Source organism: Leclercia sp. TB492, assembly GCF_049974505.2.
In the GTDB taxonomy this organism is placed as follows: Bacteria; Pseudomonadota; Gammaproteobacteria; order Enterobacterales; family Enterobacteriaceae; genus Enterobacter; species Enterobacter adecarboxylatus_C.
This window is the reverse complement of sequence record NZ_CM127572.1, coordinates 2578408-2599316: the sequence shown is the minus strand read 5'-3', so window position 1 is coordinate 2599316 and position 20909 is coordinate 2578408. Positions and strand designations below refer to the sequence as shown.

Annotated in this window: 16 protein-coding genes; all 16 read left to right on the top strand. The window is 48.9% G+C overall.

The window, feature by feature from the left end; all coding sequences use genetic code 11:
* Positions 1-7 precede the first annotated feature (7 nt).
* The 16 genes from ACP4QI_RS12275 (at position 8) to tssJ (ending at position 20908) form a co-directional block, all read left to right on the top strand.
* Complete coding sequence (locus ACP4QI_RS12275) at positions 8-2689, top strand: hypothetical protein (protein ID WP_445730293.1); 2682 nt, start codon at positions 8-10, stop codon at positions 2687-2689.
* Position 2690: 1 nt separating this feature from the next.
* Positions 2691-3617 carry a hypothetical protein gene (locus ACP4QI_RS12270; protein WP_286966026.1) on the top strand — a complete coding sequence of 309 codons (927 nt, stop codon included), beginning with the start codon at positions 2691-2693 and terminating at the stop codon, positions 3615-3617.
* A gap of 210 nt (positions 3618-3827) precedes the next feature.
* The gene (locus ACP4QI_RS12265) at positions 3828-4121 is read left to right on the top strand and encodes a hypothetical protein (protein ID WP_286966027.1); all 294 of its coding nucleotides are present in this window, start codon (positions 3828-3830) and stop codon (positions 4119-4121) included.
* A 4-nt stretch (positions 4122-4125) separates the two neighbouring features.
* Positions 4126-4431 (top strand): hypothetical protein, encoded by a 306-nt coding sequence (locus tag ACP4QI_RS12260; RefSeq protein WP_426494516.1) that lies wholly within the window; start codon positions 4126-4128, stop codon positions 4429-4431.
* Between the two features lie 668 nt (positions 4432-5099).
* Positions 5100-6704, top strand: coding sequence for a glycoside hydrolase family 19 protein (locus tag ACP4QI_RS12255; RefSeq protein WP_445730292.1), 1605 nt, complete (start codon positions 5100-5102; stop codon positions 6702-6704).
* The gene (locus tag ACP4QI_RS12250; RefSeq protein WP_426496020.1) at positions 6691-7548 is read left to right on the top strand and encodes a hypothetical protein; all 858 of its coding nucleotides are present in this window, start codon (positions 6691-6693) and stop codon (positions 7546-7548) included. The genes ACP4QI_RS12255 and ACP4QI_RS12250 overlap by 14 nt, the downstream gene beginning before the upstream one ends.
* A 150-nt stretch (positions 7549-7698) precedes the next feature.
* Positions 7699-9171: a hypothetical protein gene (locus ACP4QI_RS12245; RefSeq protein WP_445730291.1), complete on the top strand. Its 1473-nt coding sequence runs from the start codon at positions 7699-7701 to the stop codon at positions 9169-9171.
* Positions 9158-10117: a hypothetical protein gene (locus ACP4QI_RS12240; protein WP_426494518.1), complete on the top strand. Its 960-nt coding sequence runs from the start codon at positions 9158-9160 to the stop codon at positions 10115-10117. Before ACP4QI_RS12245 ends, ACP4QI_RS12240 begins: the two co-directional genes overlap by 14 nt.
* Before the next feature lie 133 nt (positions 10118-10250).
* Positions 10251-10466 (top strand): hypothetical protein, encoded by a 216-nt coding sequence (locus ACP4QI_RS12235; RefSeq protein WP_260609650.1) that lies wholly within the window; start codon positions 10251-10253, stop codon positions 10464-10466.
* 570 nt (positions 10467-11036) lie between these two features.
* A complete protein-coding gene (locus ACP4QI_RS12230) occupies positions 11037-11300 on the top strand; it encodes a PAAR domain-containing protein (protein WP_142489767.1) in 264 nt (87 codons plus the stop codon).
* A 2-nt stretch (positions 11301-11302) separates the two neighbouring features.
* On the top strand, positions 11303-12511 hold the full coding sequence (locus tag ACP4QI_RS12225; protein WP_426494519.1) for a hypothetical protein: 1209 nt from the start codon (positions 11303-11305) through the stop codon (positions 12509-12511).
* Complete coding sequence (locus ACP4QI_RS12220; RefSeq protein ID WP_426494520.1) at positions 12504-15875, top strand: ImcF-related family protein; 3372 nt, start codon at positions 12504-12506, stop codon at positions 15873-15875. Before ACP4QI_RS12225 ends, ACP4QI_RS12220 begins: the two co-directional genes overlap by 8 nt.
* A 19-nt stretch (positions 15876-15894) precedes the next feature.
* Entirely contained in the window at positions 15895-17502 is a 1608-nt protein-coding gene (tssA, locus tag ACP4QI_RS12215) for a type VI secretion system protein TssA (RefSeq protein WP_426494521.1), read from the top strand.
* A 32-nt stretch (positions 17503-17534) separates the two neighbouring features.
* Positions 17535-19304 (top strand): type VI secretion system baseplate subunit TssF, encoded by a 1770-nt coding sequence (gene tssF / locus ACP4QI_RS12210; protein WP_426494522.1) that lies wholly within the window; start codon positions 17535-17537, stop codon positions 19302-19304.
* Entirely contained in the window at positions 19268-20350 is a 1083-nt protein-coding gene (tssG, locus tag ACP4QI_RS12205; protein WP_426494523.1) for a type VI secretion system baseplate subunit TssG, read from the top strand. The genes tssF and tssG overlap by 37 nt, the downstream gene beginning before the upstream one ends.
* A gap of 33 nt (positions 20351-20383) precedes the next feature.
* The gene (tssJ, locus tag ACP4QI_RS12200) at positions 20384-20908 is read left to right on the top strand and encodes a type VI secretion system lipoprotein TssJ (RefSeq protein WP_426494524.1); all 525 of its coding nucleotides are present in this window, start codon (positions 20384-20386) and stop codon (positions 20906-20908) included.
* Position 20909 lies beyond the last annotated feature (1 nt).

Sequence of the window (20909 nt, the reverse complement as noted above, 5' to 3'; positions counted from 1 at the left end):
GTTTTTTATGGCTGCAGTTATACCTAAACAGAGTTTTCCCGTCCCTTCAGATGCTAAAGGTCAGGAGTTCACTTCTGCTGAAGAGTTATTATCGAAGCTTGAACGTGAAAGGTCGGGACTGTATCTGGTAGGAAGTCAGGGAATGTGGCATGGAGGCATTCATATTACCGATGCTACCATCCCCTGGTGTGCCCTGAGTACGGACAGCGAGGCCGAGAAAGAATATCGCTGTGAACTGTATAAAGGGGAGCAATTTATTCGTTGTATGGCCGACGGAGAAATCGTAGCCTGGCGTGTGTGTAAGGACTACGAAAGCGCCGCTATTGAATGGCGGGGAGAAAATCTGCACCTTTCAACGTCCTTTGTGCTGGTGAAACATCATATTCAGCCGGGCGACACGGAAGAAAGTGGACTGACATTTTTCACGCTGTATATGAATCTGGCGCCCTGTGTCGCTTATAAACAACAGGGAAGCCTGTCAGACAGAAAAGTAGCAGGCGTCCAGCGTTACTACACCAGCGCGGAAGATTTGCAGGCGGGGCGCGCAGCCGGAAAACTGGCTAAAGACACCCCTGTCACGCTGAGTGACACCATCGTGACCCGCAGCAGTGACCGGCGTCAGTTTACAGAGGTGACCATTACCAGTGAGACGAAAAATGCTGCAGGAGAAACGCTGGCCGCAGGAACGAAAATCTGGACGGTGTCTGACCGGGGCTCACTGAAAGCGGCGGCGTCAGCGCCCGTTCCCTCCTGGTGGGCAAAATGCGCCCCGGCTTACACCACTCAGTCAGAAGGAATGGTGAACTGCACCTCGCGTACAGACTGGTCATACTATCTGAGCCGTGAAGACGTACTGCAGTATAAAAATGCAGGCAGACTGACGGCAGATTTCCCGCTTTCTTACGAGCCCGGTAATACCGCGCAGCAGGTCGTTCGCCCCGGCAGGAACGCCGGCGATGCAGCAAGAACATTCAGTCTGGTCACACTGGGCCGGGATAAGGATAAGCTGAAGAAGGGCGACCGGGTGTGGGTGGTGTCAGATGGTGACAGCCTGACGGCTGCCCCGGCAGCATCCGGCAGTGAGCCTTTTTTCAATGATGTGCATGTCCCTCCCGCGCCAGTGCCTGTCAGTGCCGGAGACAGTCTCGGGCATATGGGTTTTTACCAGCTACCGGAAGAGAACGGGAAACGCTCGCGCTACCAGGTGCACATCGAGTGCCTGAGCATGGATGATATGGAAACGTTCATCACCAATCCCGGAAAGGCGGGGGACGATGCGCCGGCTTACCTGACCTGGCAGAAGGATGCGCCATTATCAGAAAGGGGCGATACCGGAATAACTGCAGGCAGCCGTAAAACAAAGGCCCCGGGTATTCTGACGCTTGCAAACGTGCCCGGCGCTGATGCGGCAGGGAATGCGCTGGCCGGTACCCAGGACGCGGCCTGGTATCAGATACGCCCTGAGGGTGGGTGGTTGCCCGCAGCCAGTGTGAAGAAAGTGTCACAGTATGCGTTAGGCGAGCTCGGTTTTGTCACGCTGAACAGGGCACCTGCAAGTTTTGAACTGATTGATGGCATACAACAACCGGACAACGTGGTGAAGGGCATTCTGGAGCAGCTGTATAAAGCGGCGCAGGATGAAACGCGTACGACTCACGCACTGAACAAATATAACTACCAGCGGTTGCTGGAGTTGATTGACAGCAACCATGACGGTTGTTACCCGGAGCAGGAGTACCTTCAGGCGGTGCATAATGCCTCCTACCGCGACCGCTTATACCGTGTGATTGCGAAGCACGGGAGTGAATGGTATTACGGCAAGGATGACCCGCTGTGGAAGACGTACCTGGGGACGTTAACCAGGGATGCGCCGTTGTGGAAGACGTATCTGGAAACGTTTCTGGATAAGATGACGTGGATGAAGAAAACGGCAGAAAAGGGGGTTGCGCTGGGGGCAGAACCCTGGCATATGCATCCGATTGTTTTTTTGGAAGCGCTGAAGGAAAAATCAAAATTAATTAATGTTAACGCTTTTATTGCCCTTTATGAAAAAGAACATGTTACTTTTGCTTCAGGTACGCCAGTTTTATCTCAAAATTCAAAAAATAATTTGAAAAAAATCCTAGAGAGCATAAATAACTTTTATCCAAAACATTTGGAGTATAAACCAAATTTATATGGCATTTCGTATATGCTTGCAACTACGAGACATGAGACATATCACTTCCCAACTGGTGAGTTTTTTAGTGAACAACCAGAGGTAGGTGGTCTGAGTTACTTTAATAAATACGATCCCGTTCTTGCTGCAACACAGGCATTAAAAAACAGAGCATTAGTTAACGGAAATACGAAAGAGGGTGATGGATATAAATATCGAGGGCGAGGATGTGTGCATCTTACCTGGAAAAATAATTATCAAAAAGCAAAGGATAAATTTGAAATCGATTATGTAAGTCAACCAGATCTCGCGGGTGATTTTAAACATGCTGTGCCAATTATGATTTGGGGTATGGAGGATGGTTTGTTTACAGGTAAGAAACTTTCCTCGTATATAAACAATAGTGGGATAGATTACGAAGGGGCAAGAAAGATCATTAACGGTAGTGATCAAAAGGTTCTAATAGCTTCATATGCTATGAAATTCCAAACCATTTTAGAAGAAACGTCTTCTATTTCCAAGGGGTTTTAAAATGAATAAATATATATATCTGTTATTGCTCTCCTTAAGTGGATGCTCAATGGTTAGTTTTGCTGATGAGCCAATAAATTACGGATACGATAAAATAAACAATGTGATTTATGCACAAAAAAACGATAAAAAAGGAATATTAAACTTCACAGAAGATTACACAGGAAACCCTTCTTATTCGTTTGATTTTTTTTCAAATGCCCCTGCAATTATAGCTGACAGTAGATCGTTGCATGATTCTACGGTCTATGCAACTTTGAAATATAGTAACAATAAATTCTTTATCGATTGTCTATACTCGAATATTAAAAGTAAAAAGAATGGAATATTGGTTAAAGAAGGTATTTGTTATTTAGATAAGACGCCAGCCGAAAAATATATGAACTTTATAGGTGAAAAAACAGAAGAAATAGAAAATGATATGGATGCCTATGACACGAACATAATCTTAAACGACAAAATAAAACATCTGTCAATTGTAATTTATAATAGTACGGATAAATTGATATATAAGTTGTATAATAATAAGAATGCATTATTTGATGACAACTACTCCATTGTGATTGCAAATAAAAAAGGGAAGTGCGAGACTTTTGTTAATAGCCCTTGGGTTATATTTAATAAAGACTCTGCAAAAGTTGAAGTTATGGATGAGAAAAATTCAAATGGAAAGTTTGTTTTAATTAAAGCAACTCCAATTAAATCCGGTAAAAATGAATGCTCATCATATCAAACGATAAATGTTGTGTCAGCGAGATCTTATTTTTACGACTCGGTGTATAAGATAAAGAAAACCTATCTTATTAAAGGTGATGAAGTTAATTTATTGTCTGTTAGTGATGATGGGAAATGGTGTAAGGTAAGATATATCAATAATAAAAATAAATCCATGGATAACAATATGTTATGTTCAGATTTAAACATGTAGTCAGTGAGGTATGATCAGATGCATTATAAAAAACTGATTACTCGCTAGCAGTTAAGGGGGAACAGGGTAAATTATATCATGCTTTAAAAATGAGTTTCCGATAAAAAGAATAAATACGGGTGAGTTTGACAGTTATTCAACGCAGGAAACAGGACATGGAAAAAAAGAAATACGCCTGCATGTGAGGGCTATAAATACAGAGGCAGGGGAATGATCCAACTGACTGGCAAAGATGGATATAGGCTTTTCACTAATAAACATAATCAAATGAATCCTGATGATAAGAGAGACTTTATTGAAAGCCCCGAATTAGTGATGAGTAATATTGAATATGGTGTAGAGTCAGCATTTTCCTTCTGGGCAAGTAAGAACCTGAACAAAACTGCCAGTACATTAAACGTATACGAGGTTACGCAAAAAGTTAATGGTGGACAGAACGGTTATTCTGATCGCCTACAGAGGTTTAATGCTGTAGCCCCGTTATTGGGCGTGGACAAGGAGTAAATTTATGTGTGGGTTTATTTTAGGGCTGTCCTTTTTAGTTTTATCTTTTTATACGGTCGCTCAATCAGATATAGTGCAAGGGCCATTTAAGTTAGATAACGAAAGTAGTGTCTATATTAAGAAGGATAGTGACATCAATTATCCATTGGGTCTTTATTTTGAAAGTAATGGCAATCATTATAAAGTGGATTCTTATGAGGTTGATGGTGATCTTCCTAATGTTGAAACAGTATTTTTAGTTAACATATACAAACAAAACAATGTAATTGTACTGATCTCTTGGAAGCAACGCCATTCTGCGGAAAAATAAATGCAGTTTCTTATCAGGTTTATGGTTATAAATACTCCTCTAATCATCTTGATATAAACACCTCTATAAAAAATGACCAGAATCTTAATGGCCTTGATGGAGTGTTTAATGGAGAAGAGTTACACTTTAAGTATAAAAATGCAGCGGAGATTAAGAAGTATCTAGAGTCACATTATAAATAATTCCGGAGGTATTGGTGCGACGGCTTGACCCGCATGGGTGTTATCGCGTCAGGCTGGGCTTTGACCGTAATAGTACTGAACAGGGTTACGCTTATTTGTACTGAGGCTGGTGAAGTAACATCTACAGTGAGGGCTTTGTCTGCCGGAAAATAATGAGGATAATGGTGTTTAATTATATTTAGTGCGATTACAATCGCTGGCGATGCCACTTGAAAAGAAGAACCTCACTTAGGGCTGTGTCCACAATACGGGGATAAGAACAGCAACACAATGGATGATGATATAAACCAGTGCATTAATGCAATTGAAGATCAGGAGCAACTATTGTTACGTATCGCAGAAATTAGGAAAGCTTATTATCGTTCTTTAAGCATAACTGATGGTGTACCTAACACGCAGGTTAGATTTCTCAATGGCTGGATTAATAGGGTTAACGATTGCTTAAGGATTGATATATGAAAAAATCACTACTATGAAGGTAATGATGTGCATTTCCCTCCCGCACCAGTGCCGGTAAGTGCCGGAGACAGTCTCGGGCATATGGGTTTTTACCAGCTACCGGAAGAAAACGGGAAACGCTCGCGCTACCAGGTGCACATCGAGTGCCTGAGCATGGATGATATGGAAACGTTCATCACCAATCCCGGAAAGGCGGGGGACGATGCGCCGGCTTACCTGACCTGGCAGAAGGATGCGCCATTATCAGAAAGGGGCGATACCGGAATAACTGCAGGCAGCCGTAAAACAAAGGCCCCGGGTATTCTGACGCTTGCAAACGTGCCCGGCGCTGATGCGGCAGGGAATGCGCTGGCCGGTACCCAGGACGCGGCCTGGTATCAGATACGCCCTGAGGGTGGGTGGTTGCCCGCAGCCAGTGTGAAGAAAGTGTCACAGTATGCGTTAGGCGAGCTCGGTTTTGTCACGCTGAACAGGGCACCTGCAAGTTTTGAACTGATTAATGGCATACAACAACCGGACAACGTGGTGAAAGGCATTCTGGAGCAGCTGTATAAAGCGGCGCAGGATGAAACGCGTACGACTCACGCACTGAACAAATATAACTACCAGCGGTTGCTGGAGTTGATTGACAGCAACCATGACGGCTCCTACCCGGAGCAGGAGTATCTTCAGGCGGTGCATAATGTCTCCTACCGCGACCGCTTATACCGTGTGATTGCGAAGCACGGGAGTGAATGGTATTACGGCAAGGATGACCCGCTGTGGAAGACGTACCTGGGGACGTTAAACAGGGATGCGCCGTTGTGGAAGACGTATCTGGAAACGTTTCTGGATAAGATGACGTGGATGAAGAAAGTGTCTGAAAAGGGCGTTGCGCTGGGGCCGGAGGCGTGGCATATGCATCCTGTAACATTTTTAAATGGTATAACAAAAGGGAAGTCAAAAATTACGCGAGAAATGCTCAGGAGGATATGGACCAGCCTAAGCAATGTTTCTGACTCTGTTCTTGATATTCTTGCAGAAGAATTTTCGAATAAGTTTGATGTTTGTAATATTAATACTAAAAATAGGCTATATCATTTTTTTGCTCAAATATATCAAGAAGTAGGTCCTGCTTTTAATCTGAGCGAGGGTTTTAATTATAGACCACAAGTGCTTATAGATAAGTTTGCATATTATCGTAATCATCCTCAAGATGCTCAAACGGATGGGTATATTCCGGGGAGGCAAGCGGCAGATAAACAAAATATTGCGAACAGAGCATATGGTGATCGAGAGGGGAATGATAATATTGCAAGTGGGGATGGATGGCGATATCGGGGAAGAGGAATGAAACAGTTAACATTTAAAAATAACTATAGATCTTTTACAAATTATCACGAAAGGATTTGGGGAGAGCATGTTGATTTTGAATCTAACCCAGATCTCTTGGTTGAACCTGTTTATGCAGCAAGATCTGCTTTGTACTTTTGGGATCAGAATAACTTATTTAGCAGGGCTGATAATGGTATTAGCAGAACTGTATCAGACTCAATAACAAGGGTTGTTAATCTTTATGATAACCACTATGACGATAGGCATAATAATTTAATGAGATTTTTACACGAGGGAGTTTTTGATGGAATTTTCTAAGGTATTGATTTTTTTGTTTGTCTTTTTTGCAAATTTATCGTATGCAACAGATTTTAAATTATCACCTTCTGATCAAGTTGAAGATATCAAATATTTTTCACTGCAAGTGAAGAATGATAGTGGAATTAAAAACATTGATGTGGGACTCGAAGGTAACTCCAGTAATGTTGTGATAAAACAATACTATAATTTTTCCTGTCAATGGGGAGATGTTTCTGGTGTTAGATTGAGCATGGATTCAGCATCTATTGATGGAGTTTTATTATTTGATAATATCTATGCAGTAGATGGTGAATTAAATATAGTTTTTGCAAAGTCATATAGCCGTATGAGTCAAAAATGGATTGATCCCATCAACTTAAAGAGTTCTGTTTGTAAGCGCTCAAGTAATGCTTTAAAAATAGATCCGATAACAAGAAAAAGCTACATTGTCGATTTTGAATCTATACAGCAGGGACCCTTTCTTTTAAAAGGGGTTAATAGCGTCGCTATTAAATATATAAGGGATAATGCTTTGAATCTTATTCGTGAGAATTCGAGTGGTGAAATTATTATCGATGCGATAAAGAACCATGATAATATGGCTCCTTCTGTGCGTACTGTCTTTTTTACGAAGCTTGAGTCAGAAATAAATATCATTAGTTTGGTAATGTGGGGGGAGGGGGGGGAAGGCAGTTATTATAAAGTATATGGATATACATATGATAAAAAAGGAAGCATACATACTAATGAATTGTTGGCTAAAGACTTTAATTTATCAGGGTATGATACAAAGGACAATCCATTTAAATATAAGAATGCGAATTCTTTGAAAGAATATTTACTTAAAAAATATGGTTCCTAACATAAAGGCAATTATGTGTATGTCCCTCCCGCGCCAGTGCCGGTCAGTGCCGGAGACAGTCTCGGGCATATGGGTTTTTACCAGCTACCGGAAGAGAACGGGAAACGCTCGCGCTACCAGGTGCACATCGAGTGCCTGAGCATGGATGATATGGAAACGTTCATCACCAATCCCGGAAAGGCGGGGGACGATGCTCCGGTTTACCTGACCTGGCAGAAGGATGCGCCATTATCAGAAAGGGGCGATACCGGAATAACTGCAGGCAGCCGTAAAACAAAGGCCCCGGGTATTCTGACGCTTGCAAACGTGCCCGGCGCTGATGCGGCAGGGAATGCGCTGGCCGGTACCCAGGACGCGGCCTGGTATCAGATACGCCCTGAGGGTGGGTGGTTGCCCGCAGCCAGTGTGAAGAAAGTGTCACAGTATGCGTTAGGCGAGCTCGGTTTTGTCACGCTGAACAGGGCACCTGCAAGTTTTGAACTGATTGATGGCATACAACAACCGGACAACGTGGTGAAGGGCATTCTGGAGCAGCTGTATAAAGCGGCGCAGGATGAAACGCGTACGACTCACGCACTGAACAAATATAACTACCAGCGGTTGCTGGAGTTGATTGACAGCAACCATGACGGTTGTTACCCGGAGCAGGAGTACCTTCAGGCGGTGCATAATGCCTCCTACCGCGACCGCTTATACCGTGTGATTGCGAAGCACGGGAGTGAATGGTATTACGGCAAGGATGACCCGCTGTGGAAGACGTACCTGGGGACGTTAACCAGGGATGCGCCGTTGTGGAAGACGTATCTGGAAACGTTTCTGGATAAGATGACATGGATGAAGAAAGTGTCTGAAAAGGGCGTTGCGCTGGGGCCGGAGGCGTGGCATATGCATCCGGTGGTGTTTTTGGAGGCAATGAACAGTTCATCTAAATGGTTTGATATCGAAAAATTTATTCAAAAGTATAAAGAAAAACATTCTGTAGTTTTTGGATTCTATGATAGCGGAAACAAAATAACCATCCCTGCATTGACTCAAGACTCTGAAGATTCATTGCGAAAACTTTTAAATGAAATGAAGAGGCAGTATTATAATTATTTCGAGGATTTTAATGAGAAATATATTTCTTATATGCTTGCTACAATAAGAATAGAGTCTTATGCCTACAAGCAAAGATTGTTCTTTAAACCAATTAGTGAAGATATTTCATATAACAAAGCGGAAGTCGATTATGGTTCAGGTCCAACTGCATCTAACCGACAAAGAGCTATGTTGAACCACAACACAAATATTGGCGATGGGTATAAATATCGCGGGCGTGGTTTAGTTCAGTTAACATGGAAAATTTCCTATGAGAAGTTCAAATCTATAACAGGTACAGATATTGTTACCAGCCCAGATCTCTGCCTTGAAATCGGTACTGCTGTTTCAATTATGATGAAAGGTATGAAAGAAGGTAGTTTCAGGGCCGGCCATACATTAGAGGCTTATTTGGGAACAGGTAAAAAGGATTACTTTAATGCAAGATTAATCATCAATGGTTATCGGCATGGTATTCCTGATAAGGCTGATGAGTTTAAGGATTATGCTGAATTATTTGAGGTGATAATAAATGAAACAATCTAATAATATAGTGTGTCTTGTTTTATCTTTATGTTCCTTTTATGTACATGCAAATGTTGACTTAGATGTTACAGACTGTTCTTTAAAGGGAAGTGTTTCTTGCGATATTTTCTTGAAAATGGAACGGAATATTGGTGATGTATCTTACAAAGTTGAATTGGCAGATATTGAAAATGGAAAAAAAATATTCCCTTATTTTGATATGAATGAAACAACAGAAAATGTCTCTTTGCAAAAATATGGAGAAAGATACGCTTTTTCGAAAGCGTACCTTGATAGTACAAAGGCTATAGAGTTTATTACATTTAAATATAACAATAAACTCCTTTCACCTGTAAGGTATTATTACATTGAAAGCTCTGTTGATTTCAGTAATAACGTGAAAAAATGGTCTGGCAAGGAATGTGATACATCGGCAGGGGAAATTTCTGAAAAAAAAGATGGCTTGCTTTTACAAGTAGCTTCAGAATTATGTGTGAATCAAATTAAGTTAGCATATAAACCCAATAAATATACAGGGAATGATATTTTGTTTTATCTATCACATATTATTAATGGTGTTGAAAACAAACAATTCCCTGTAATTGCTCTTGATAGCAAAGATTCTGACTCTATAAATTTGAATGATATTGGTTGTTTAAGTAACTGTGGTATAGACTCTGATTCGACTAATTATATAGGAAAATTAAACGGAAGATTCAGAATAGGCTTGCATCTCGAATATAACAGTGACAATGTTTCTGGTTATTATTTTTATGAGAAAATGAATAAAAAAATAAATGTAACTGGCCGTCGGAAAGATAAGCGATTGATCTTGAATGCTTTTGTTCCTGAGGGAACGGAGACGTTTGATGGTCTGTTTGAAAAGGGACAGTTGAAAGGGATATGGTCAAATGCAGCAGGTAATAAAAAATATCCATTCACTTTTTATATGAAGTTAATCCAGTAAAGCGACGTCTGGTATTGTGCATGCCAGGTTCAGAATGAACTAGTATGCGCTGGAATCACAGGGTTTTGTCACGCTGAACAGGGCACCTGCAAGTTTTGAACTGATTGATGGCATACAACAACCGGACAACGTGGTGAAGGGTATTCTGGAGCAGCTGTATAAAGCGGCGCAGGATGAAACGCGTACGACTCACGCACTGAACAAATATAACTACCAGCGGTTGCTGGAGTTGATTGAAAGCAACCATGACGGCTCCTACCCGGAGCAGGAGTATCTTCAGGCGGTGCATAATGCCTCCTACCGCGACCGCTTATACCGTGTGATTGCTAAGCATGGGAGTGAATGGTAATACGGCAAGGATGACCCGCTGTGGAATACGTACCTTCAATCAATAAAATGAACAATAAACTATCTTCATTGGATATCCGACGTGCAAGTAATATGCTTCGTTGCGATGTCCCCTCAAAAGAAAATATAGACAAATATCAACGATTAGCGAAAGAGAATGAAAAAACGAAAAATTTCTAAAAAATGCCACATCTGATTACTTGCATAGTATTGAAAATGAATCATCAATTAACTTGAAGACACATTTATTCACTGTTTCAGATAGTAACACACAAACCAAAGCCTATCTTGTAACACTGAAAGAATAAAAATAATACAGTGGTCCTTCGATAATAAATGTGTGAATGTCGGCTATATCAATTCAAAAGGCACTCCACTTGTTATCTTGGTTAAGGTTGATGCCGTTGTTAAATAAATATTTATTTCAAAGTCAGAAGTGAAGCATGTATTCGTTTTTTTGTGGATAAAAATATCACACCTTACGATTTTATTTTTTATAAATGAACTAAAACTCGTATCTTTGATAAGAGAACAGTAAATCATCTATAAACGAACAATGAGGCTTTAAATAATGCTCCAGATTATTCGAAAAGGCGATAAAACCACTCACGGTGGCTCAGTGATGACCGCTTCCGAAACGATGAAATTTGGCGGGCTCGGTGTGGCGCGTAAAGGTGACATGGTTTCCTGTCCGATACCCGGACATGGCCCGACAACTATCATCGAAGGTAACCCGAATTATCTTGATAACGGGATCCCGGTTGCCTTTCATGGACACAGATGTGGGTGTGGCTGCACATTGATCAGTTCTTATGCACCTGCAAAGGTCGCCTGATTATGCCCGTCTGGCTGGATGCTGTTCCCGAAAAGGCGGCGAAAGTTCCGCGTCCTGATACCCGTCGCTGGATGCTGTTTCTGGTATTTATCATGCTGGGCGGTATTGCCCTGACGCTCTGGGGATGGACCGCTGAGCGTACGGGGTTTGTATTCTGGTTTACTGCACTGGGTCTGCCGTTCTGCTCATGGGGGCTTATTTTTGGGCTTCGCCGGTTCGCCTATAAGGCGGAACAGACTGGAGCCGAATCCCGCAATACAGAACGTGAGCTTTTGATTGAGCGTGAAATTCAACGGGGTCAGCGCTGTGCGTGGATACTGGGTACCAGCGTTCAGCATATTACAGGAAACAAAACGGGTGTACTGATTAAAGCGGTAGAAAGCTCTTCGCTGGCGGCAAAACTTTCAACCCCTCGTGGTCGGTTGTCTGCTGTCAGGTATGCAGCCCTGAATGCCTTCCAGACCGATTTAGATGCTGAAATCATCTCCACTACGTCAACACTTGTCACCCGGGTGCAGAAGATAACGGAAATGCTCCCGAAAGATATTCCCTGCTGCCTCATGCTGGACTGCGATGATGATATTCGTTCCAGAGTAGAGGAACATTTCAGAAATGAACTCTCAGCCAAAACAGGGCGGCTTTTCAGGCTTCTGGCTGGCAAAGGCCTGGCGGCGTTTGATGCCTGGCTCGACCAGCGCTGGGAGCAACCGGGCATTCTTGTAGCAGTGACGTTTTCGTTGCCAGCGCTGCCATATGAAGGTGATGCCGACGCCATCACGCTGCTGGTACTCAGCAACCGTAATGCTGTCGCCTGGCCTGATGCTGTGTGTCTCCACAGGCCTGAAAAAGGCCAGGAAGCCGGGCTTGAAAAAACACTAAACAGAGCGCTGTTATGGGCCGCAACAGACTCTGTAGCACTAAAAGCCGGCTGGCATACAGGCTCGGCGATAGCCAGCGGAAGTGGATGGAATATGGCCTGTGAGAATAACGGGGTGGTATTTAGTTTGTCGAAAGATAACAGGAGTATTGATCCCGCGCTGGGATATACCGGACGTGCCGCGCCCTGGCTTGCCATTATTCTCGCTTCTGCTGCCTGTAACGACAATGGCCCGCAGGTTATCGCGGCGCAGCCTGCCTCAGATGAAGATGACATCTGGGTCACCGTAATCACCAAAGAAGAAGTTCGCAAGGGATCGTCAGGGAATGTCTAAGGTCAAAGTCAAAACACTCATCGGCTCTGTTGTTACTGTCATTTTTTTCCTGACAGTCATCGTTGCATTTTTGTTTTACGCCTTTCCGGAAAATATGGCTTCGTCCACCGGGTTAGGCCCGTATGATGGACAACGAATACTCACATTTTGTGCAGTGCTAGTGGCCGCGTTGTTACTCCTGGGATGGCTGGTGGAAAGGGCATTCGATTTTGCGGGTAAATCAGGTCTGTACGTCCACTGGAATCAGAATAAAAAGCAGATTCTCGCCCCGGTAGCGCAGGTTATTGCAGGGGCAGAGGATGACAGTGAGCCTGTTTTTCTGCATGAACCGGTAACAGAGCATCTGCGCCTGCGGTACGGGCGTCGCTGGCAGCATCAGGTCAGGATCCTGCTCGTTATGGGCAATAAGGATGAGGTTCAGAAGGCGGTGCCGGGGCTGTGCTGCGATCTCTGGCAGGAAGGTGACGGCAATGTGCTTATCTATGGTGGCAATGCGCAGTCACTGCCGGATGAAATTTTCCTGTCCCGGTTAAAACATCTGCTTTCGGGTAAAGCTGTGGACGGCATCATCCAGGTAATAAATACCTCAGCGCTGCCAACCGACGTTGAGCGTGACGCCTTCTTACGTTGCCGCCAGAAGGCCGATTATCTCCTCGGCTGGCAGGCTCCCGTCTGGATATGGCTGACAGACAAAGAAACGGCTACCGGTGATAAGAGTGAACCGGTAGCCACCGGTGCGCTGTTCGGCCCCGGAGCCACCCCGCAGAATGCGCTCGCCACGCTGGATACGCTGGTGTCGCGTTTACGTCAGGCCGGAATGTCTAAGGTGCTGAACAACCCGCAGCACAACTGGTTGCTGCAGCTCTCCTCCCGCCTGCAGGGTGACCTTAAAGCAGACCTGAACATCCTGCTGAGCGGACTGGTGCAGGGAACGGCGGCATACCGTCTGCGGGGAATAATGTTCAGCCCGGAACTGGCTGTTGCCGGCTCAGTACCCAATACCCGGCTCGATAACCCTGGCTGGAAAGCCGTTATTGATGACTGTGCTGTCGTACGCGCCAGAAAATTGAGTTTCGACTGGCTTAAGGGGCTGCGTTTACTGCTGCTTGGCCTGATTATATTCTGGGGCACAGGTACAGTCGTGTCCCTCACCGTCAACCGGGCGCAGATTTACCAGGCGCAGAGCACCGCCCGTCTTGCTGCCGATACCAGACAGCCGCTGACCGAACGTTTGCATAACCAGCTCGTGCTTCAGCAGGCCATTGCCCGGCTGCAGAACCGTGAGGCGACCGGTGCGCCGTGGTACACCCGCTTTGGACTCAATCAGGACCGCGACACGCTGACGGCGCTCTGGCCGTTGTATGCCCGCAATAATGCCCTGTTAATGCGTGATGCCACCGCAGCGCGCCTGAAGCAGCAACTGAACGCCTATGTTCAGCTTCCCCCTGCCAGTGATGCCCGCACGCAGGGAGCACAGCGGGCTTACGATGTGCTGAAAAGCTATCTGATGATGGCCCGGCCGGACAAAGCGGATGCCGGATGGCTGGCGAAAAATGTGCTGCTGGCCTGGTCAAAACGACAGGGCGTGCCGGATGGCGCCTGGCATGAACTGGCCCCGAAACTGCTGGGTTTTTACGCGCAGAATCTCCCGGCTCATCCGGAATGGAAAATTAAGCACGATGCTGAACTTGTCGCAACCGTGCGCCAGATCCTGCTCAAACAGATTGGCCAGCGCAATGCTGAATCGGGGCTGTATCAGGACATGCTGAAGCGTGTGGCCAGTAACTGGCCAGATTTAACGCTGGCGGATATGACCGGCGACACCGATGCCTCCACCGTTTTCAGCACGGACGAAGTAGTGCCAGGCATGTTTACCCGCCAAGCCTGGGAAGAGCAGGTGCAGGATGCGATTAACGACGTGGTTAAAACTCGCCGCGATGAAATTGACTGGGTCCTGACGGATAAAACCCGTCAGCCAGGGAGCGATATTGCACCCGAAGCGCTGAAGGCCCGGCTGACCGAACGGTATTTTACCGATTTTGGTAATGCCTGGCTGAATATGGTCAACAGCATTCAGTGGCAGGAAGCGACATCGCTGTCAGAAGCCATTGCCCAGCTCAGCCTGATCGGCGATGTGCGCCAGTCACCCCTGGTGGCGTTAATGAACACCCTGAACTACCAGGGAAAAACAGGCGAGAAGGGCGAAGCGCTGGCGGATTCGATCGTGGATTCGGCGAAAAAACTGGTTGGCCGAAAAAAATATGCCCGGCCGTTCATCGAACAGGCACAGGGGCCGAAAGGACCGCTGGATGACGTGTTTGGTCCGCTGACGGGGTTCATGGAGGGAAAAGAGGGCACCGGACGTAACGGTAACCTGAGTTTCCAGTCCTGGCTTGCCCGCGTGACGCAGGTGCGCCTCAAGCTCCAGCAGGTCACCAGCGCGCCGGATCCGCAGGCGATGTCCCAGATGCTGGCCCAGACAGTCTTCCAGGGCAAGGCTACCGACCTGACCGATACGCGTGACTACAGCAGTCTGGTGGCGGCAAGCCTCGGACAGGAGTGGAACGGATTCGGTCAGTCACTGTTTGTTCAGCCGCTGGATCTGGCCTGGCGACAGGTGCTGACTCCGGCGGCAGGAAGCCTTAATACCCGCTGGCAGACGACTATTGTCGATCAGTGGAACAAAGCCTTTGCCGGTCGCTATCCGTTTAAAGCCACCGGTGGTGATGCCTCACTGCCGTTACTGGCGCAGTTCCTGCGCAGTGATTCAGGCCGTATCGCGACGTTCCTGAAAACCAGCCTCGGCGGCATCCTTCACCAGGAAGGGAGTCACTGGGTGGTGGATCCTTCAGCAAACCAGGGTATGGAGGTGAACCCGAATTTCCTTCGGGCCATTAACCAGCTGGCTGAACTGTCGGATATCGTTTTTGCCCAGGGGGACGCGAACGTTCACTTCGAACTGATGGCGCGTCCTTCCCGTGATGTGGCTCGTATGCAGCTGACGCTTGATGAACAGAATCTGGACTTTTTTAACCAGATGGAAAGTTGGCAGAGTTTTACCTGGCCGGGAAACACGTACTACCCCGGTGCGAGCCTCCGCTGGCGCAGCGTCAGCAGCGGAATGCAACTCTACACCAGCAACCAGGGAAACTGGGGTTTCATCCGTCTGCTGGATAAAGCCCAGGTTACCCCGCTTGATGCGAGCCGCACTCAGCTGGTTTGGATAGCGCAGGACGGTAATCCGCTGAAATTTGTGATGCGCAGCGAACTGGGCGACGGTCCGCTTGCGTTGCTGAAGCTCCAGGGGTTTACGTTGCCTGAAACCATATTTACGGTTACGGCCAGCGCTGAAGACGTCGAATAAAGATGAGACAAGGAAAAACATGAGTTCACCCCAAGCCCTGTTATCGGCATGCGCCACAAATCAGGAAGAGCAACAATGCCTTATCGATAATGCCTCCGGCACCCTGTCACTTTGGGATAACTGGTTAAAACCTGTCAGCCCTGAGACGGAAACGGGTGACGATCCGGCCTATGATGACAATTTCCAGCTGATGCGCGAAGAAATTAATAAGCTCTCGGGGACCGATCCGGCGCTGCTCTGTACGCTGGCGGAAAAGATACTGTGTGAAAGCGCCAAAGATATCCGTGTCGTCACATGGTATATCCAGGCCCGGCTTAGCCGCGACGGTGAGAAAGGACTGGCAGAAGGGTTATTACTGCTGGTCGCGATGCTGTCCCGCTACGGCAAACGCTGTCACCCACTGCGCGCTAATGCCAGGAAAGCTGCACTGGAATGGTTAAATAGCTCAAAAATGCTGGATACACTTTCGCGCTGGCCGGAAGTGGATCGGGATGATGCCGTGCTGACTGCGGGGGCTGTCAGTTTGCTGGCGGCGAGCGTCGCTGACTGGCCTGAAGATGAAAAACCCTCTTTTGCCGGTTTCTGTGCCATCCTGGATAATCGCCTAGCGCATTCCGGCGGGGTGGAGGTGCTTATACCCCAGAACAGCAGCATTCATGAAACCGGACGCGACACCGACTTTTCTCCGTCGCCACAACTGACTGCCGTGAAGTCCGGGCGTGATTTGCTCGATCAGGCAAGGCTACTTTCCGACTGGCTGGGTGAGCAACCGCAGGGATGGTTGGCCTCTCACCGGCTGATAAAAACCATTCGCTGGGATACAGTCGATCAGATCCCGCCGCTGGACAGCGCTGGCCGTACCCGGCTGCTCCCGCCTAAACCTGAGTACCGGGCGCAACTGAAGCGTCTGTATCTGCAGAAAAACTGGGCTGAGCTGGTCGAACAGGCCAGCCAGATGTTCTGCGAAGCGGTGAACCATTTCTGGCTCGATCTTCAGTGGTATCTCTGGCAGGGGCTCAGCCATTCGGGGCAGCCGTGGGAGAACTGGTCGGCGTCAGTCCTGCTGGATCTGCGGCTGCTCCTCAGACGCCTGCCCGGGCTGGAAGGACTGGCATGGAATGACGGCACTCCGTTTGCAGATGAGGTGACCATGGGCTGGATTGCGGAAAAGGTACACGAAGAGGGGTTGTCATTTGGTACTGAGCCAGTAACGGCTGCCACTGGGCATGAGGACGACGTGCTGTTACTGGAATCTGAAGCGATGGAAAAGGGCGACAGCGAAGGGCCTGAAGCTGCACTCGCCTGGCTCCAGTCCCGCCCGGGAATGGATACCCCGCGTCAGCGCTGGCTGGTGCGCCTGCTGATGGCCCGGGTGGCCGAGCAGTATGGACGCAACGAGATGGCGCTGCATCTGCTGGGGGAACTGACGGCTTCCGCTCCGCTGTTGACGCTTGCGGACTGGGAGCCGGGCCTGCTGTTCGAGGTTCAGGCCCGCCGTCTGAAGCTGCTGCGCATGGAAGCCAGTCGCAGCGAGTCCGATAAAACCCGGCTGATGCCCGAGATGGATGTGTTGCTGGCGGGGCTGATTGCCATCGATCCGGCCCGGGCCATGGTGCTGTGTGACTAGAATATCTTTGTTAACTATCAGGAATACTGTGCATGGATGACTTAACCCTGCGCTATTACGAGGCCGAAATGCGCTATCTGCGTGAGGCCGGAAAAGAATTTGCCCGCGCCCACCCGGACCGGGCGGCGATGCTTAACCTGGATAAACCCGGTGCCCGCGATCCTTACGTAGAACGTCTGTTTGAAGGATTTGCCTTCCTGATGGGCAGGCTGCGTGAAAAGCTCGATGATGACTTGCCGGAGCTGACTGAGGGGCTGGTGAGCCTGTTATGGCCACACTACATGCGGACCATCCCGTCGCTTGCCATCGTTGAGTTTACGCCGGACTGGCGGAGCCTGCGTCAGGCAGAGACGCTGGCAGAAGGATTTTCGGTGCTGTCGCGTCCGGTGGGGCCACACAAAACCGCCTGCCAGTACCGCACCACGCGGGATGTCCCCCTGCAACCCCTGCACCTTGCGGGTGCGCGACTGCATACCGAAACGGACGGCCGTTCGGCCATCCGCCTGCGTTTTGAATGCCCGGAAAAAGTGGACTGGAGCAAGGCCGGGCTTGAGAAAGTCGCTATTTTCCTGAATGCCGAAAGCCCGGTCAGTTCCGCCTTGCATCTGGCGATGACCCGTCGGGTGCATGCCATGTATGCCCGTCATGCCGGAACCGGCACTGAACGCCATACGTTTGACGGCTGGTGCAGACCGGTGGGTTTTGATGACAATGACGGTCTGTGGAAGAAAAGCGACACGGCATTCAGCGGCTATCAGCTGCTGCTGGAGTATTTCAGCTTCCGTCCGAAGTTTATGTTTGTGGAGCTGCGCGGCCTTGACACTATCGGACTGACGGCGGCCAGCACCTGGTTTGAAATCGACATGGTGCTCAGTGAAGCCTGGTCACCTGACCTGCCGTTTGAAACGGATAATTTCCGCCTGCACTGTGCGCCGGTTATCAATCTCTTCACGCTTGAGGCAGATCCGCTGACGCTCAGTCCGCTGCAGAATGAGTACCTGCTGCGGCCGCTGCGCCTCCAGGACGGGCACACCGAGATTTACAGCGTGGATAATATCCACGGCGCGGTGAAGCTCGGCAAGCACCATTATGTCCCGTTCACCAGCTTCCGGCACCGGGGCGGCATGATGCGCCACGATGCGCCGGAACGCTACTACCACACGCGCGTTAAGCGCGGCGCTTCCGGTCTTTATGACACCTGGCTTATCCTCGGCGGACGTTCTTTCGAGCTGGATCAGCTTTCCGAAAAACCGGAATCGCTCTCCATGCGGATCACCGGCACCAACGGCCAGCTGCCGCGTAAGGCACTGGAAAGTACCCTGCTGGACAGGGTGGTGAAAGCGGGCAAAGTTCCGGTCAGGGTACTGAACGTCACGGCCCCCACCATGCCCCTGTATCCTCCGGCAAACGACCGGTTCCACTGGAGGGTGATGAGCCATCTCGGCTCAAACTTCCTCAGCATGATGGATAACCCGGAAGTGCTGCGCGGGACGCTGGCGCTGTACGACTGGACCGGTGATGAGATGAACCGCCGTCGCCTTGAGGCCATCGTTGCGGTGAAGCACACACTGATCCGCCGCTTTGAAAAAGGTTTAATGCTGCGGGGCGTGGATATCGAGGTCACGCTGAACATGGACAACTTTGCAGGCGAGGGCGACGTGAACCTGTTCGGCGAGATGCTGCACCGTTTCTTCGCGCTCTATGCGGATATTCACCTCTTTAACCAGCTCACGCTGGTACTGCAACCGAGAGGGAAACGACTGAGATGGAACGAGAATCACAGCCAGCACGTACCAGGCTGACGTTAACCCTCAATAAGGACATCTGGCAGGCTAATTTTTATCGTTTCTGCCAGTTGCTGGAGCAGGAGCGTCCAGATGCGCCGAAGCTCGGTGCGACCAGCCATCCGGGCGACGATCCGGTGCGTTTCCGCTCCTGGCCGGGGATGGGATTCCCGGTCACCGAGCTGCGGACGGTTGAGACCGATGAGGAAAATCCCGGGTTACCCCCGACCGTCCGCACCACCTTCCTGGGGATGTACGGTGTGGATTCACCCCTGCCGGGCGCGTATCTGGATGATATCGCACAGTGCCGGGATGGTTATGAGGCGGTCACGTCGTTTCTGGACATCTTCAGTCACCGCATCACCACGCAGTACTACCGGATCTGGCGCAAATACGCTTATCCGGCCACCTTTGAGGCGGGCGGGGAAGATGCGACATCCCAGTGCCTGCTGGGGCTGGTGGGGCTGGGTATCCCGGGCACGGCGGAACATGTGGAAACGCCGGTTTCCCGCTTTCTGGCGCTGCTCGGCACCATGCGGCTGCCCACCCGCAATGCGGAAGGTATCCGCGCGCTGGTCAGCCTGCTGGCTCCGCATACCCGTGTGGTTATCACCCAACCCGACCCGGTTACAGTGCATATCGAAAACCGCACCGGGCTGGAAGCCGGAAACCGTGTCCGACTTTCGCAGCGGGCAACGCTTGGCAAAACCGCCAGGGAAGCCTGTAGCAGGGTGCGGGTTACGCTTGTCACGGAAGATCCTGACGAAGCCGAAGGCTGGTTACCCGGTGGTCAGATCCATACTGACCTGCTGGTTCTGATGCGGGTTTATCTGGGTTACCGCAGCGATGCACGGCTGCGTCTTACCGTACCGGTCCGGTTGTTGCCAGCTCCCCGGTTGGATAAAGGCCGGCGAATACAGCTGGGCCGCACAGGCCTGCTCGGCCTGAAGGACGGCAGGCTCAGCGATAACCGGGAGACTCTCACGGTGAGTCTGGGCTGCTATAAAGGTCTGAACTGCCGGGCGTTACCGCCCGCTGAAGATGGTCATTACCGTTTCGATTAATTACGCACTTTCCCTCCTCAAAAGGAATGTTGAATGACAACAGTCACCCGCTGGCGGGCGCTGACGCTAATCACCTGCGCCCTGCTGACAGGCTGCGGCCTGACCCAGACCGTGACGGAAGGTACCGTCAGTCTCACTAAATCCATCTTTTACAAGAAAATTAAAACGCTGCATCTGGATTTCACCCCCCGTACCGCGGCGAATGCTGACGGCGCCCAGACGCCGCTGGCCACCATGGTACGGGTTTACCAGCTGAAAGACCGTCAGGCAGTCGATAGTGCTGATTATCAGTCTCTGTTGCGCAATGCTGATGCGGTACTGAAAGACGATGTACTGGCCTCAAAAGCGCTGCTGGTGATGCCCAAAGGCAGCGTGACGCTCACTATGCCGATGGATGAAGACACACAATTCGTCGCCGTGGTGGGGCTGTTTAACCGCCCGGACATGCAGGACAACCGCTGGCGTCTGGTGCTCACGCGGGACGACCTCGACCCGGATAAACCCCGCACCATTGAACTGGGCGACGGCTGGCTCAGCCTTGTACCGGTAAAGGAGTGAT